A 15,885-nucleotide genomic window follows, 5' to 3' on the forward strand; every position below is an offset into this window, starting at 1 on the left:
CCGCGATGCGCCAGGGCTTCATGACGTGCGGGGAAGGCGGGCGGGCGGGACCAGGGCGAGGAACGACCGGTGGACGGTAAGCCAGGTCAGGAGTTCTTCGTACGGGGCGTCGGCCATGGTCAGGGTCGCCCGGTTCACGGCGACGACCCCGCGGGCGAACCCGCCGGACACCAGCGCGCGGACCTGGCGCCAGGCCGGCCGGTCCTCGAGGGCCGCGGCGCGGCCGGTCTCGTCGAAGTGCGGCTGGGCGAGGGTCCAGCCCTGTTCCTCCGCGTACTTCCGGCACAGGGCCAGGTCCGGTCCGGGGTCCTCGCCGGGCTCCGCGACGGCGTACGGGATCACCTTCACCTGGCGGCCGGTCGCGGTCAGGCGGGCCACGACGGAGTCCATCAGCTCTTTGCGCTGGGCGGCCAGGCGACCGCCGCGGAACCCGGGCTGGGACTGCTCGTCCGCGAAGCGATCCGGATCGCGCCAGGACGGCGTCCGGCCGTCCCTGAGCCCCAACGTCAGATGCTCCACGGTTTCCACGTCCTCGTGTCCAGGTGTCCAGGTTCTGGCGGGGTTCGGGGGGACGCCGCGGCCGGATCACTGGCACGGGGGAGCCAGTTTCACGGGGGATCGACGACCGCGGCGTCCCCTTGGAACACATCCTGGGCAATGCGGAAGGCCCGGACTTTCACCGCTGGTGAAAATCCGGGCCCGGAGCGTGATCACCGGCGCGGGGCCGGCCTCGGGGTCAGGGGCGGACGCCCGCCCAGTGCGCGAACGTCGCCAGTTCCTGGGAGATCGTTCGGGCGGAGCGGAGCAGCGTCGACGTGGTTTCCTTCGCCTGGGGGTTGTACCGGACGGCCTGGGGCGCGGCGGTGCGCGCCGCCTGAAGCGACGCCAGGGCGCGGTCGGGGTACCCGGCCCACAGCTCCGCGCCGGACCGCTGGACGAAGAACCGCGCGATCCGCGACGGCGGCCACTCCTCGGGGACGGCCAGGTCCCCGGCCGCGGCGACCGCCCGGCCCGGGTCGTCGACCTCGGCCCACACCTGGACGCGGTGGACGCCGACGTTCGTCGGGCCCCAGCCCATCCAGTACGCGTTCGGCAGCTCCCCGGTACGTCCGGCGATCCGGCCGGCCTCGTCGATCAGGTGCTGGGCGTCGTCCTTCATGCCCGAGCGGGCCGACAGCAGGGCCGCGCCCAAGACGAGCTGCCCGCGGACCGCCAGGTTCAGGGGCGTGTCGTCGACGGCGTCGACCATGGCGCGGCCGGCCTTGTACATCCGAAGGCCGGTCGCGTAGTCGCCCTGCTTCATGTGGATGAGTGAGCGCTGGTACTGGCGCATCGCGCGCAGCGGCGCTTCCTTGTCGCCGGCCTTCTGCGCCGCCCAGTCGACCCGGTCCATGGCGACCCGGGACATGGACAGGTACCCGAACCGGGCGCCGACGTCGTACACGGCCCGGTACGACTGGGCCAGCAGGTTGTACCCCGCCGGGTCGCCGGTGGTCACCGCGAACGCGCGGCACTCCTCGATGAGCCCGGGCAGCCGCTGGGCCAGGACGCCGAACGCGCCGGCGTCGTGGAGGTCCCCCAGCTCCCGGACGTCGGCCTTCAGGTCCTGGAACGGCCGGACCGCCACTTCGTCGTCGGGGTCCAGGTCGTACAGGTCCAGGGTCTGAACGACCGGCTGGATCAGGTGGTTGATCTTGTCTTCCAGAAGCTGGTCCTTGTACGGCTGCCCGTACAGCTCCCCGACGTCCATCCCCAGCGCACGGGCACAGGCCGCCACGAACGTGGGGGTGGCCCGCTTATGCCCGGACACCACCTTCGTGTACAGGCTGTACGAAACGTTCGCCTGGGCCGCGAACGCGTGCTGGGTCAGGTGGCGCAGCTTCCGGTTAGCTTCGATGCGCGAGACCGTGTCACCGGCCTTCGTCTTAGGCATACTTGGATCGCTCCGTCCTGGTAGTGGCCCTACAGGGACGGTACCCCCGCATAGGGCGCGGAGGTAAGCGAGAAGTCAAGGGCCCGTCACCGGCGTACGGTGACGGGCCCTTCCTCGTTCCGGGCGCCCCGTGCGCCCCTCGGACCGGGAGTTGTCCCCCGGGGGACAACTCCGCCGCGGCCCGATGTTGTCCCCCGGGGGACAACTTTCCGGGTGCTTACGACGTGGGCGTGTACTGGACGTTCCGGAACTTCGCCTCGAACGGGTTCGACCCCGTCCCGCCGGTCTCCTCCTTCTCGACCCAGAAGTACCCGCCGCGGTACTGACTGTCGGCCGCGGTGACGGTGTACTTCGTGCCGTTGCTCGCCGTCCGCTCGAAGGTGATCTGGGTCGGCGTCACCGTCACCTGGTACGAGTTGTAGACGTTGGCCGCGATCGCCGGCGACGTGGCGGTGGCCAGGTACTGGATCGCCCCGGTCTGGGACGCCCACTTGGCGATCCCCAGTTCACCGTTCTGCCGCTGGTACGCCCTGTACAACGTCTTCTGACCCTCGGGGTACCCCACGGGGTTCAGGGCCGTGTCGTCCGGCCAGTCGTAGGTGTCCCGGTCGGTGAGCGCGCCGAACAAGATCCCGCACTTCGCCGTGGTCGCGGACCCGGTGGCGAGGGTGTTCCACTTCATGTCCCAGGTGATCGTGTACGCGGTCGGGTCCGTCATCGGGCACCGCCACCCGCACAGGATGCCGGGCCGGCCCCGGCCGCCGCCGAAGTTCGCCGGGATGATCAGGCCCTGTTCGTTCGCCTCGCACCGGCCGCGGATGAACCCGCCCGAGGACAACACCGACTGCTGGTCGGTCTGCCACGTGAGCTGTCCCGTGCCGAACCGGCGGTGTTCCCACGGGTCGTACTCGGTGCGGTAGCCGTGCGGCCACAGCTCCGGGCGCGTGCCCGGGCCGCGGTAGTACGACGGGTCGTACTGGAACGCGCCGCGGATACCCAGGGCGGCCACGCGGTCGTACTGGGACTGGCGGGAGTTCCCGCGCATCATCACCTGAAGGCCGGCGTCCTTGTAGGCGGTGAACACAGAGTCCGCCCAGCGGTCGGACAACGCGATCCACTCGATCCCGGCCGCGGTCAGGTCCGCCACCGGGTACGGGAGCGTCGTCGACGCCCACGTGGACGGCCGGATGGGGATCAGGATCGGCGTAATGCCGCGGTTCTTGATCGTCACGGCGTTGTCGACCTGGGCGACGCCGATCATGGACCAGTCCTGGGCGCAGTTCTCCAGGACGGAGCGCTGGGCCCCGACGATCATCGCGCTTTCCGGGTACTCGTTGCTGTTCGGGTCCAGGGAGCAGTCGAGGACCGCGACGGCCTTCCCGTTGATCTTCCGCATGAAGTCCGACGCCAACGGCTGGTAGTACCGCTGGGCCAGGTTGCCGTACCAGCCACCGCGGCGGTCCTTCCGCTGGGCAATGGTCAGATCGTCGCCCGGGTTGTAGCTCACCGGGTCGTCGACGTCGCCGGCGTAGTTGAACGTCGACTGGATCGTGGCCGCGGTCATCTGGCGGGCGTCCTGGGCGATGTACAGCGAGGAGCGGCCCGCGCTGATCTTCATGTCCCAGTAGTCCGAGACCACCCCGACGTCGTCGGAGCTGGTCCCGCAGTGGAACAGGACCATGTCGAAGCCCTCGCCCAGGCAGTAGTCCACCTGGTACGGGGAGCTGTACGGGCCGACGAGGCCGGCCAGGTCTTGGGCCGCGACGACGTTCGGCGCCGGCGGAAGCGACCCGATGCCGCGCGTGCAGGTCTCGGGGGTCGGGCCGGTGCCGTTGGTGACCAGTAGCCCTTCGTCCCCGCCGAACCGCGCCACCTGGCCGTCGTCGGTCGATAGCTTGACCTGGATCTTCCCCGACCCGGCGTCGTACGTCAGGCCGGGCCCCAGGTTGTTGGCGACGCACGCCGTCAGGGCGTCGCAGCCGGTCTTGCCGTCGAGCTCCAGGGACAGTTTCCACGGGTTGACGAGCGGCGTCCCGGTGCCGGTGACCTTCAGCGGCGGGTCCGCCGTCAGCTCACACGCGCACGTCCCGCCGCATCCACACCTACCGGCCATCGTCGGCCCCTTCCTCGGGTTGCTCACTGTCCAGGGCGTACGGCTCCAGCCGGTCCCGCCCGGTCTCCTCGTCGACGGCGTGGCGCATCCACTCACCGTTCACGTACAAGATCAGTTGGCCGGACATGGCGCCGGTGAAGGTCACGGCCCGGCCGATCGCGCGCTGGGCCTGGACCGCGGCCCGCATCGGTTGTTGGCCGGCCCTCTGGCCCGGTAGGGGGTGCGTCATCCGCCCAGCTCCTCGTCGACGTCGCCAATCGGGATGAACGACACGGCGACCTTTTCGCCGCCCTCGCCGTCCTCCCAGGTCACCGCCAGGTCCGACAGGATGAAGCCGCCCTGGACCGGGGTACAGAAGCTGTCCGCCAGGACGTCGAACCGTTCCAGCGGCACGAGTTGACGGATCGTCACCGGGGCGTCCGGGGTGAGCGCGGACCCGGTCGGAAGGCTGATCGTGAGCGGCACCGGGTAGCGGCCGGCCAGGGCGGTTTTCGCGGCGTCCCGAAGCTCCGCGTCCGTGATCTTGTCCTCGTCCTGGGCAATGTCCACCAGGACGTCCAGGCGCCCGTACGGCGTCCCGGTGCGCCCGTACCCGATCGTCTTCCCCTTGGTGACGTCCTGGGCGTCCTGGGTCGTGGCGAACGCGTATGTGGCCGCGCTGGTCCCGTCCTTCACCACCTCGACTTCGCCGGAAAAGTGGGTGGCGGTCAGGCGCGCTTGCGCCCGGTCGTCGGCGGTCGGCCGCTCCCGCAGGATCACCGACCGGCCCACGGTGGTGTAGGCAAGCCCCCGCTTGACCAGCTCCTTCAGGAAGTCCGACAGCAGCACGGACCACACGGCCGTGTTGCTGGACCCGTCCTTCTCCATGGTGATGGTCCGCTTCGACTCCCGGCGGATCATGTACGGCATGATCTGGCACCAGTCGGGCGGGACGGACAGGCTGGATTCCACGAGGTTCAGGCGGATGTGGTTCCACGCGATGTACGCCACGGACGCCCGCTTCCGGCCCTGGGGGTCGGCGGCCGTCGCGGTGTAGGTGACCCGGTACGTGTTCACCACGTGCTCAAACCAGGCCGACACGTCCACGGCCTCGATCGTGATCGAGTCGGTTCGGGCGGTGGTCCGCAGGATGATCCCTTGCCAGACCAGTTCGCCGTCGCGGTAGATCGTCAGCTCATGAATCCACGGTTCGGCGTCGCCCAGGGCGGCGCAGCACTCGGGGTCCAAGTCGCCTTTGAGCACGGTCACGACGCCGTCCGAAACGTCGTTCGCCGTGCGGCCCCAGGACACCTTCGTCAGGCGGTCCATGGACGACGCCGGGTACGGGAGCGCGCCGCCGCGCCAGTGGATCACCGCCGTGTAGTTCTCGGCGCACCCCAGGGTGTTGGGCTGCTCCCCGACGACGCCGGCGGACCCGCACCCGCCGGGCGGCGCGTACGTGATCTGGGGCGTGGCCGCGCTCTCCGCCTCGCCCGTGGTCCGCTGGATCACATACCGGTAGACGATCGGCACGCACCCGGGCGGCGCCGAGTCGAAGAAGTCCTGGGAGGCCGGCGGCGCGCCGACCCCGGACGCCAGGGTCTGGGTCACCCCGGCCACGACGCGTTCCACCGTCCAGGTCTGGACGGTGCCCGGGTCGTCGACCCCGGCCGTGACCTCGATCCCGGGTTCCGGGGTGGTGACCACCACGGCGTCGATCGTCACCGTCGTGGTCACCGTGGCGCGGATCGCGTACAAGGCCATCTGGCGCGGCGGCGCCGAGGAAGCCCAGCCGTAGACGAACTGGGGGCCGGTGGGGGTCTCCCAGATCGCCACCGACTCGGGTTCGCGGTACTCCATGGTCGGCTGCTGCGCGAAGAACAGCCGCTGGACCACCCGGCCCGTACGGATGTCGATCACGGTCCAGTAGACGTTCCCCTGGCCGTCCGGCGGCCCGGGGTTGTTGTCGTCGTACGCGGTGCCGTGAAACTGGTAGATGAAGTTCCCGTACAGCTGCCACGCCTGGAAGTCGGGGTACGACGGCCGCGCGAACTCGTACAGCGGGTCGGAGAAGTCGCGGGCCTTGAACTTCGCCAGGTCGTGGATCTGGTAGCGGGTGCCGGACCCGCGGTTGAACGCGATCGCCATCCGGCCGTTCGCCCGGTCCAGGCCGGGCGTGATGCTGCTCGCGTCCGGGATCGGGTCGTACACGTCCAGGCCGGGGTCCCCGACGTCGAGGATCGCCCCGTCCTGGAACGGGACGCGGACCAGCTTCCGGCCGTGGCCGTTCGTGCCGATCGGTTGCATCTCGGCGTCGTACGCCATCCACAGGTACGGGGTGCCGGCCTCGTTCTCGACGCCGAGGCCCGACCCGTGGTCGAAGGCCCGGGCGTACATGACCCCGGTCACCGTGCCGTCGAGGGTCACGCGGTTGATCGCCAGGTCCCCGCGGGAATCGCGGGTGCCGGTCGGCGGCGCCTCGGTCTCGTCGGCCAGGACGACGCCGTTCCCGATGACCTGGGACGCGTAGATCAGGCCGGCCGTGTCGTCGAAGGTGTGCTGTTGGTGGACGCGGACCTGGTCGAGGACGACGCCCCGCCCGAAGATCGAGGTAGAGGGGCGCGTCAGGTCGAAGCGGACGTCAGCCACGGCCCATCACCCCATGTCCGCGCGGGGGACGAGCAGCACGCGCGCCGTGGCGTCGGCCGCGGTGTTCCCGGCGTCGCTCCACACTTCGATGCACAGGCCGGTGGGACAAATGAGGGTGGGCCACTGGAACAGATCGCCCTTCGGGCCGTAGATGGTGGGGGTGCTCGTGGCGGTGCCTACGGGGTACTGCTGGCACTCCAGGACCGACCGGGACACCCGGCCGTCGATCGTCAGGTGGGACCCCGCGGGCAGGTACCCCACGTTCACGTCCGTACAGGCGTTGCACGGGTCGGTGAACGCGTCGCACGGCGCGCCCTGGGGGTTCTGCCAGAAGCGGATGAGCAGGCGCCGCATGTCCGAGGCGCCGGCGCGGACCTCGAGGACCGGGACGGTCTCCAGCCACGCCGCCTGGTCGAGCGGGGACACGCTGATCCGGGACCGTAGGAAGGTGCCGCGGCCGGTCGGGTAACACGGGCTCCGCGGCACCGGGGGCGCCGGCGGGAGCGCGGGCGGGGGGCACAGGGGGTCTTGTGCGCACGGCTTCGCGGTGACGCACTGCTGGTACACCTGGTCGGGGTCGACGTTCGTCACGGTGTCGCCGCCGCCGAGGGACACCCAGTCCTGGCCGGCCTCCAGCGGTTCCCGGTAGATGAACGGCTTCGCCGCGGCCAGGGTGAACGTCACCGTGGCGACCAGGACGCCGTCGTACTCCTCCAGCTCCGACACCTGGGGGCCGTCGAGAAGGCCGACGTCGTACAGGTGCCGTAGCTCGGAGTCCCCCAGCTCCCCGGCCTCGTACGGCGACGTCCCGGGGCAACAGGCGTACACGCACATGGCGTCCCCGTTGCACGTCCCGCCGCTGCACTCGGCGCCGCGGAGAGCCGCGGAGAGCCATTCCAGGCCGTACGCCATTTCGCACTCGCCGGTGGCGAACAGGGCCACGGTCCACGCGATCTCACGATGCCGGCGGCGCAGCGGCCCGAGCGCGGAGCCGTCCCCGACCAGGGCCGTGGGGTTCCGCTCGACGGGGTTCTGGTCGAACCCGGTCACGCTGGTGCCGAAGACCCCGAGGAACCCCCAGGACTGCGGCTGGGTGTCGTCCCACCACGGGGCCGTCGCGTCCACCTGTCCGTACGGGTCCTCTCCCAGGACCTCGGCCAGGGTGTCGCACGGCTTGCAGTCGATCATCAGGCCGGCCGCCGCGGCGGCGGCCAGGGCGCGGGGGCTGTTCACGATCTCGTTGCCGGCCAGGCTCAGGTATCCGGTCCACACGTCGGGTCGTCCTCTCCTCTACACGCCCGCGGCCCGCGCGACCTGGCCGTACAGGTGCTGCGCCATGACCCAGCCGTCTTGGCTGTTGCCGGTGGTGACGTTCCAGGTGTTGTGGGTCGTCGACGAGCCGAGCGCGCCACGGCGGCGCAACAGGTCGACCAGGCCGGATTCGTGGGCGAGCTGGACCGCGCGGTCCGGGCGGGTGAGCGGTACGACGACTTCGCGGCCGGCCTCACCGATCAGGGCCGGGGTCGGGCCGTAGACGATCCCGCCGTCCGCGAAGGGCAGGAGCTTGCGGACGGGGCCGGGCAACCCGTTCTTGATCTTGGACACGATCTGGCCGCCGATGTTGCCCAGGGCGGACACGATCTTTCCGCCCAGGCCGCGGAACAGGCCGACGATCCCGGAGATCAGGCCGTTGATCGCGCTGGTCGCCCGGGACTTCACGCTGTTGAACACCCCGACGATCCGGCCGGGGATCGAGGCGATCGCGGACCCGATCCGCCCGGGGAGCGCGCGGAAGAACCCGACCGCCGAGGAAATCCAGCCGCTGATCGTCGACGTCGCCGCGCTGAACGCTCGGGAGAACGCGCCGCCGATCGACGAGCCGAGCGACGACAGGGCGCCCCCGATCCGCCCGGGCAGGCCGGCGAAGAACGCCACGGTGGAGTTGAACGCGCCGGTCAGCCACGACGTCACCGCGGACCAGGCCGTGGAGAACGCCGACGCCAGGGTGGAGCCGAGCGACGCCAGGGCGGACATGATCCGCCCGGGCAGCTCCGTGAACACGAAGATCACGGCAGCGATCCCGGTCAGGACGGCGATCGCCAGGGCCGCGATCGCGGACGTGAAGAAGTCGACCAACTGGCCTGGGAGCGCGGCCAGAAACGCCATGATCTGGCCGGGGAGCGCCGCGAAGAACTCGCCCACCGCCGTGACGCCGGCGGACACGGCGGCCACCGCGCCGTCCCACAGGCCCACGAAGAAGTCCGCGATCTGGCCGGGTAGCGCTTGGAGGAACGCCAGGGCCTGGGGGCCGAAGTTCCGGAAGAAGTCGAGTACGGCCGTGATCCCGGTCGCCACCCCGTCGACCAGGCCCGTCACGGTGTCGGCCAGGAACTGAAGGACGCCGATCACCGCCTGGAGCACCGGGACGACGGCCTTCGCCATCACGAACTGAAGGAGCGCGGCCTCCAGTTGGATGATCGGCGGCAGGATCGGCGCGATCGCCGTCAGCAGGCCGGCGAACGACGTGACGAGCTGTACGACCAGGTCGATCAGGTCCGGCAGCAGCGGCAACAGCGGCTGAATCGCCGCGTTGATCAACTGGACCAGGGGCGGGATCAGCGGGACGACCGCCTGGACCAGGGCGGTGAACGCGGGGACCAGGCCGGATACGAGCTGCGGGACCAGCTGCAGAATCGGCGGAAGGATCTCCGCCAGGGCCTGGGCCAGCCCTTGCCCGAGGGCTACGGCGAGCGGCTGCAAAGCGGCGCCGACCTGCGCAAACGCCGCGGCGAGCGGCGGCAGGATCGGCATCAGCGCGTCGACCAGGGCCGCGATGATCGGCCCCAGAAGCGACGTCAGGGCCTGGAGCGCGGGGGCCAGGGTCGTGGCGACGGCCGCGACGACCTGGCCGACGAGCGGGAGCAGCGGGGCCAGGGCTTCGAGGGCGCCGGCGATCGCCGCGCCGAGGGGGGCCAGGGCGGGGCCGATCTGGGCGAGCCCGGAGGCCAGGGCCTGGCCGACGACGGCGAGCGCCGGCGCGATCGCCGCCAGGGCGGGGCCCAGGGCGTTGACCAGGTTGACGATCGCCGGACCCAGGGCCGTGAAGATGGGGGCCAGGGCCGGGGCGATCGCCCCGATCTGGGTCACCAGGGCGGACAGGATCGGCCCGAGCTGGGCGGCGATCGTCGACACCGTCCGGAAGATGTTGGCGACGGCGGTCTGGCCCTGGGCCGTGTTGATGAAGTCCCGGAGCCGCCCCGTGATCTCCCCGAGGTTCGCCAGGAACCCGCCGCCCGCGCCGCCCGCCGCGCGGAACATCCCGGAGATGATCCCGCCGACGTTCCCGACCACCGTCCCGAGCTGCTGGAAGGCGGTCAGGGCGTTGCGTACCCAGTCCAGCGCGCGCCCGGACGCCGCGGCGTTCGACAGGAACGCGCCGAACCGTTCGCCGGCCGACGCGATCGCGTCCCCGAACTGGGTCCCGAAGCCCTGGGAGACCGCGGCCCCAATGTCGAGGAAGCCGCGGAGTACGGGCTGGATCGACGCGGCGAAGCCGCGCATGGCCTGGGTGGTGCCGGTCAGGATCGCGCGGACGTTGGCGACGCCGGCCGACGACCGTACGTACTCCAGGGCGGCGTTCGCCGCGACGCCCCACTGGCGTGCGATGCCGGCCAGGCCCTGGCGCAGCGGGCCGCCCAGGGCGCGCGCCGTCGCGGTGATCTCGCCGGTGATCTGCCCGAAGAACGAGTCCTGGACCGTGGACTTCAGGTTGTCGAACGCGGGCTTCAGGGCCCGGACTTCGCGGGCGGCGGCGCGGGCCTTCGGGGACAGGCCGTCCAACGCCTCGTTGAACTTCTCGGCGTCGTCGCCCAGGGCCGCGCCGAACGCGTCGCCCACGCCGGACAACGCGATCTTGAGACCGGCGAACGCGGTCACCAGGCCGGCCAGGGCCGCGGGCATCGCGGCGAGGATTCCGACCGTGGGGGCCAGGGCGGCGACGAGTCCGCCCACGGCCTGGGCTGCCGCGGCGGCGGCGATCCCGATCGCGCCGAACTTCAGCGCGGACGTGAGGATGCCGCCGACCCGGCCGGCGATACCGCCCAGGCGCCCCAGGGCGCCGGTCAGGGCGCGGGTGAAGGTGTTCCGGTCGACGTCCGGGTTAACCCGGACCCGGACCTCTGGCCGGCGCCGGGCCAGCTCGGCGTCCAGGCGCGTGAAGTCCGGGTCCAGGACCGCGCGGACGTCGATTTCCCAGTCTCGCCCGGCCAGGGTGTCCCGGATCGAGCGGAGCAGGACCAGGCCGCGGGCCCGGACGTCGATGTTCAGCGGGGGGAGGTCCCTGATCCCCTGGCGGATCTGGTTCCGCAGATCGCCGGCGCGGACGACGATCGGGACCTGGACGGCGCGGGTCGCGGCGAAGGCTTCGCGGACCTGGCGGATCGCCGCGGCGGTCTGGGGGTCCAGATCGATGCGGACCGCGCGCATCCCGCGTACGGCGTTGTTGATCGAGGTCCGGAAGCCGCGGGCGTTGGGCTCGACGTCGACCTGGACGGATTCGCCGGCCATGGCGTCGCGGACGCCCTGGCGTGCGGACGACCGAAAGCGGCTCGTGTCGGCTACGACGACGACTTCGGACGTGGCGATCGTCACCGGACTGGCTCCTGGTCCTGGGCGCGCGAAAGGCGGCCCCGGCCCAGTCAGCCAGCGGGTTTATCCCAGATTATCCCGATCGTCCATGTTGCAGTCGGGCAAGCATCGCTTGCCCGCGCGCCAGCTTGGCGTCGTGCCCCAGCTCCGCCGGCCCGGTGAACACGTCCCGGTGGAGGTCTTCCAGGTCCTCGGTCTTCTCGCACCCGGCCGCCGCCCAGGCCCAGCAGGACGCGGCGATCCGGGCCGCGGACGCGGTGCGCGGGTCGAAGCCGCGGGCGACCGCCCACGCCTCGTACTGCCACCAGTTCGCCGCGGCCCGGGCGGTCAGCCGGTGCGCCGCCCACCACGGCATCCCGTACACCCGGTGCGCGACCTGGTACGAGATCGCGCGGACCGCGCCGGCGTTCAGCGGGTCCAGCGGGTTGGCCATGCGCTCACGCCAGTACGCCGCCTGGTCCTCGGGGAGCGCGTTCGGGAACAGGGCCAGCCAGTTGTCCAGGGCGGCCCAGGTGGCGGCGCGCATCCCGGGCGGTTGCGGGAGCTCCACGGCCAGTTCCTCGTCGTCCAGGTCGACGTCGACGTGGACGACGTCGGGCGGCCCGAACGTGGTGAAGGTGACCGTTTCCGCGAACGCCGACATGGGGTCAGCCGCGGCGCGTGGCGGCGGTCTTCTTCGCCGCGGTCTTCTTGGCGGCGGTCTTCCGGGCGCCCTTCGCCGGGGCCTTCCCGCCGCCGGCCTTCGGGGCGGTGGTCTTCTTGACCGCGATCCGCCGCTGGGCGCGGTTGCCCTGGCCGGCCTTCAGGCTCTCGAAGTGCTTCTGGACCTCGGGTCCCCACTGCTCCATGCACCACCCGATGAGCCCGCCCATGGATTCCAGGCTGACGTCGTGGTTCGCCGGGTCGTCGAGCATGGCCAGGGCCTTGGGGGCGCCCTCGACGCCGAACACGGCCTGGATCAGGTTCCGCAGCTCCGGTTCCCCGAAGTCGCCGCCGTGTTCCTCCTGGACCTGGGCAAGTTGGTTCCAGACGGTGTCCTTCGGGCACTTCGCCCACATCGGGGTGTCCCCCACGCCCACGTACAGGTCCGCGGCGTACGACTTGGCGAAGTCCTTCGTACTGATTGCAACAGGCTGAGTCATGCGCCCCACTATGTCGGGGTCTGTGACCAGGCGCTAAGTCGGCCCGCCGAATCGCGCCTGGACCTGGACGCGTACCCAGTCCAGGGTCGCGCCGGCCTCGGCCGCGGACATGCCGCGCGGGCGCGCCTCGGGGAAGTCCGGGGGGTCGACGAGGCGCGCCAGGCGGACGCCGTCCAGGACGTCCGCGGGGCCCTCCAGGACCACGTCGCCGTCGCCGGGTAGGGCGACGATCCGGCACGCCTGGCCGACGCCCGGCACGGGCCGCATACGGATGGTGCGCAGCTCAGGGCGGGAACTCACCCTGGCGACGCTAGCGGCCGTCCCTGACAGGCCAGGGTGACCCGATCTCCAGGGACCGGCGCATGAACGGCTGCTTCCGCATACCGCGGACCGACTTCGCAAAGATCACTTGGCCGCCCAGCTCGAAGCGGAGCGCCTTCGACGTCCGCGGCGTGATGCGCCGGCCGCGCGGCCCGTACAGGCCGGTCCCCTGCTCCAGGTACTGGACCACGGGATCGTCGCTGAACACCCGGCCGCGGATCTGGCGGTTCGGGCGGATCTCGATATCGGAGTGGAACGACCGCGCGGTGGCGCCGGTGCGCTTGGGGCACTCGACCTCGACGGCGCGGAGCACGTTCCGGGTGACGTCCGCGACGAGGCGGCCGACCGGCCCGGTCGGGGAGTTCAACAGGGCGTCCATGCCGGCGGGGTCTTCGATCCACGATCTGGCCATATGCCCATGATGCGCCGGGGGCGGCCCGAGGCCGCCGCGCTCGGCGCGGGAGCGGCTTTCACCAGACGTGAAAGCCGCGGTTCCGGTACGTACCTACGTTCGTTCGGCATGGTCATGCCTACACGTTCAGGCCGCGCCGCCCTCCTTCGGGAGCGCCGCCACCTCCGGTTCGCCCACCGCCGCGACCGCCTTCCGGTACCAGTCCGCCGGCACCAGGACCGCCACTTCGTCGCGGTATCGCCGCAGCACGACCGCCCCCCGTACGCGCGCCTGGATCTGGGTCAGCAGCTTGCCCCAGCCCTTCCGCGCTTCCTCGCTCGTCATGACCTCTTCCATGGCGACGAGCGTACGGGACCCGTTGACTCTGGAGAACCCCAAAACACAACGTTTCTCAAGACACTTGAAAGTCAACGACTTTTGCGGTTGAGTGTTCCACGCAAGACGAAGGGCCGACCCGCAAGACCCGGTGATTCCAGCACCGGCGCGGGTCGGCCCAGCAAGACCGATCGTCCCTATTCCTCACAAGTCCTAGGGAGTCCTGGTCATGAGCCAGAGCGTACCGCCGCGGGTGCCCGCGGCCCGACCCGCGCCCCAGTCGCGCGAAGCCCAGAAGACCAGCGAGGCCGCTACGCGGATCGCGTCGGGGGGTGGCCGGTGATGGGCATCCTCCGCCGCTCCACGCCGTCCGGCGCCGTCTCCACGGCCGACCCCGCGCGGGTCCGGTCCGCCCGGTCCGCCCTGTCGTCCTTCGCCAGGGACGCCGGCCCCGTCTCGACCTGGACCGACGAGCAGCGCACCGAACACGGTCGCCTGGTCTCCGAGGCGCAGCACGCGGAACTGGACATCGACTGATGGCCGCCGCCACCGGCAGCGAGCCGGACACCGGCCTGGTCCACGAGCTGGTCGACGCCGTACGCGACCAGGCCGGCGTCCCGGCCGACGAGTCGTACCGCATCCCGGGCGGGACGTTCACCCCGCCCGCCCCCACCCCCGAGCCCCAGACCCCGCACCGCTGAAGAACGGAGAGATAGGCACCATGGCCCCCGACGCCGCACCCGCCAAGACCAGCAAGGCCGACGAACCGCCCGCCGTACGGGTCGTGACCGCCGAGGACGCCGAGAAGGCGCGCAAGGCGATCGCGGACCTGGAACGGATCGAACGACTCGTGACCACGGTCCTGGTGATCCTGGGCGTCGGGGGCCTCATCTTCACCGCGGTGAACGTGACGATCTTCGCCACGGAACACCACGTCCACTGGGCCATCGCGTGGATGCTCGACCCGCTGGTGTCGATCAGCCTCCTGGCGGCCCTGTTCATCGACGGGAGGCTGGCCGCCCACGGGTACCGCCCGGGCGGGTGGCCGTTCGTCCTCCGCTGGTTCGCCGGCATCTCCACGTGGCTGATGAACTGCTGGGGGTCGCTGTACCCCGATGCGGTGTTCACCGGATGGCCCGCGAACCCGGACCCGGCCGGCCTGCTGCTCCACTCCGTGATCCCGGTCCTGGTCATCGTCCTGGCCGAAGCGGGGGCGGGGTACCGGAAGTTCGCGGTCAACCGGAAGGCCATCCACCTGGCGACGCTGAGTGACTGGCGCGACCAGGAGAACGCGCGGATCAACCGGGAGCGCGAGGAGCAGCGCGCCCGCGAATCCGCGGCCAACGCGGCGGCGGAGGCGGAGCGGAAGCGCGCCGCGGAGCTGGCCGCCGAGGAGAAGCGCGCGGCGATCGAGGCCCAGAAAGCGCGGGACCTGGCCGACGCGAAAGCGCGGGAGATCCGCGCCCAGGAAGAGGCCGACGCGCGGCGCGCGGAGCGGGAGCGTAGGGCCGCGGAAGCGCGGCGCGCCCAGGCCCTGGAGGACGAGGAACGGCGCAACACCGCCGAGGCGGACAAGGCCCGGCGGGAGCAGGAAGCGCGGGAGCGCCAGGCCCGGATCGACGGCGAAAACGCGGAGCGCGCCGCGCGGCTCGCCGCGGAGGCGAAGGAACGCGACGCGGAGCTGGAGCGGCAGCGGATCTTGGCGGAGGCCCAGGCCACGGCCACGAAGACCGAGGCCGAAGCCGCCGCCGAGGCGGAGCGGCTTCGGGTCGCCGCAGAGATCAAGGCGCAGGAGGAAGCCCGCGAGGAGCGCCGGAAGGCCGCGGAAGCGCGGCGGGCACAGGCCGCGGAACCGACCGCGATTCCGGGCGCGGAAGCGACCGCGAAAACGCGGAAGCTGTCCGCGGTTCCGGGGTCGCGGAACGCGGAGGCGGAAGACGTCCGCGGCGCGGAAGCGAAGCGGAAGCAGATCGAGGAAGCCACGTTCGAGGCCGCGGTTCTGGTCCTCCTCGACTCCGCGCCGACCCGGAAGGAGTTCGCCGCGCAGTACGGCCGCGGGGAGACCTGGGGCCGCGATCGGTACGCCGACGCCGAACGCCTGATGGCCGAAGACGCGGACTTCGCGGCTCGCGTCCTGGTCGAGGCCGAGAAGCGCACGGACCCGGTACCCGCTCACTCCGCGTGATCAGTAGGCCGCCGGTAGGTGGTAGTCGGCGGCGGTAGGGAAGGCACCCCACCCCTTGGGGGAGCGGGGCGAAGTCACCCCACCGCCGCCGGCCACGACCCCCCGGAAACCCACTTTCACCAGACGTGAAAGTGCGCCCCTTGCACCGCCCATACGTTCAGGTACGCCCCCCAGATCATGGAGTGATTC

Annotated in this window: 15 protein-coding genes; 3 read left to right on the forward strand and 12 right to left on the reverse strand. The window is 71.4% G+C overall.

Going from position 1 to position 15,885, the window contains the following annotated elements; all coding sequences use genetic code 11:
• Positions 1-18: 18 nt before the first annotated feature.
• From ACIBPC_RS31365 to ACIBPC_RS31420, 12 genes are all read right to left on the reverse strand, one after another.
• Complete coding sequence (locus tag ACIBPC_RS31365; RefSeq protein WP_398849390.1) at positions 19-519, reverse strand: hypothetical protein; 501 nt, start codon at positions 517-519, stop codon at positions 19-21.
• Positions 520-736: 217 nt separating this feature from the next.
• Entirely contained in the window at positions 737-1,933 is a 1,197-nt protein-coding gene (locus ACIBPC_RS31370) for a helix-turn-helix domain-containing protein (RefSeq protein WP_398849392.1), read from the reverse strand.
• Positions 1,934-2,150: 217 nt separating this feature from the next.
• Positions 2,151-4,046 carry a hypothetical protein gene (locus ACIBPC_RS31375; protein ID WP_398849393.1) on the reverse strand — a complete coding sequence of 632 codons (1,896 nt, stop codon included), beginning with the start codon at positions 4,044-4,046 and terminating at the stop codon, positions 2,151-2,153.
• Positions 4,036-4,275 carry a hypothetical protein gene (locus ACIBPC_RS31380; protein WP_398849395.1) on the reverse strand — a complete coding sequence of 80 codons (240 nt, stop codon included), beginning with the start codon at positions 4,273-4,275 and terminating at the stop codon, positions 4,036-4,038. The genes ACIBPC_RS31375 and ACIBPC_RS31380 overlap by 11 nt, the downstream gene beginning before the upstream one ends.
• Positions 4,272-6,674, reverse strand: a complete 2,403-nt coding sequence (locus tag ACIBPC_RS31385) for a hypothetical protein (protein WP_398849397.1) — start codon at positions 6,672-6,674, stop codon at positions 4,272-4,274. The genes ACIBPC_RS31380 and ACIBPC_RS31385 overlap by 4 nt, the downstream gene beginning before the upstream one ends.
• Positions 6,675-6,680: 6 nt before the next feature.
• Positions 6,681-7,946, reverse strand: a complete 1,266-nt coding sequence (locus tag ACIBPC_RS31390) for a hypothetical protein (RefSeq protein WP_398849399.1) — start codon at positions 7,944-7,946, stop codon at positions 6,681-6,683.
• Between the two features lie 18 nt (positions 7,947-7,964).
• Positions 7,965-11,324, reverse strand: coding sequence for a hypothetical protein (locus ACIBPC_RS31395; RefSeq protein WP_398849401.1), 3,360 nt, complete (start codon positions 11,322-11,324; stop codon positions 7,965-7,967).
• A 70-nt stretch (positions 11,325-11,394) separates the two neighbouring features.
• Positions 11,395-11,964, reverse strand: a complete 570-nt coding sequence (locus ACIBPC_RS31400; RefSeq protein ID WP_398849403.1) for a hypothetical protein — start codon at positions 11,962-11,964, stop codon at positions 11,395-11,397.
• Positions 11,965-11,968: 4 nt separating this feature from the next.
• Positions 11,969-12,463 (reverse strand): hypothetical protein, encoded by a 495-nt coding sequence (locus tag ACIBPC_RS31405; protein ID WP_398849405.1) that lies wholly within the window; start codon positions 12,461-12,463, stop codon positions 11,969-11,971.
• Between the two features lie 33 nt (positions 12,464-12,496).
• A complete protein-coding gene (locus ACIBPC_RS31410; protein WP_398849407.1) occupies positions 12,497-12,763 on the reverse strand; it encodes a hypothetical protein in 267 nt (88 codons plus the stop codon).
• A 10-nt stretch (positions 12,764-12,773) separates the two neighbouring features.
• Positions 12,774-13,196 carry a hypothetical protein gene (locus ACIBPC_RS31415; RefSeq protein WP_398849409.1) on the reverse strand — a complete coding sequence of 141 codons (423 nt, stop codon included), beginning with the start codon at positions 13,194-13,196 and terminating at the stop codon, positions 12,774-12,776.
• A 126-nt stretch (positions 13,197-13,322) separates the two neighbouring features.
• On the reverse strand, positions 13,323-13,532 hold the full coding sequence (locus ACIBPC_RS31420; protein ID WP_398849411.1) for a hypothetical protein: 210 nt from the start codon (positions 13,530-13,532) through the stop codon (positions 13,323-13,325).
• Between the two features lie 321 nt (positions 13,533-13,853).
• On the opposite strand from ACIBPC_RS31420, the gene ACIBPC_RS31425 reads away from it, so the two are divergent.
• Genes ACIBPC_RS31425 through ACIBPC_RS31435 form a run of 3 tightly spaced genes read left to right on the forward strand, consistent with a single transcriptional unit; the run spans position 13,854 to position 15,696 of the window.
• On the forward strand, positions 13,854-14,048 hold the full coding sequence (locus tag ACIBPC_RS31425) for a hypothetical protein (RefSeq protein WP_398849413.1): 195 nt from the start codon (positions 13,854-13,856) through the stop codon (positions 14,046-14,048).
• On the forward strand, positions 14,048-14,212 hold the full coding sequence (locus tag ACIBPC_RS31430) for a hypothetical protein (protein ID WP_398849415.1): 165 nt from the start codon (positions 14,048-14,050) through the stop codon (positions 14,210-14,212). The genes ACIBPC_RS31425 and ACIBPC_RS31430 overlap by 1 nt, the downstream gene beginning before the upstream one ends.
• 20 nt (positions 14,213-14,232) lie before the next feature.
• Positions 14,233-15,696: a hypothetical protein gene (locus ACIBPC_RS31435; protein WP_398849417.1), complete on the forward strand. Its 1,464-nt coding sequence runs from the start codon at positions 14,233-14,235 to the stop codon at positions 15,694-15,696.
• The last annotated feature ends 189 nt before the right edge of the window (positions 15,697-15,885 follow it).

Origin of the sequence: Streptomyces sp. NPDC049879, from assembly GCF_044461265.1 — a bacterium.
Taxonomy (GTDB): domain Bacteria; phylum Actinomycetota; class Actinomycetes; order Streptomycetales; family Streptomycetaceae; genus Streptomyces.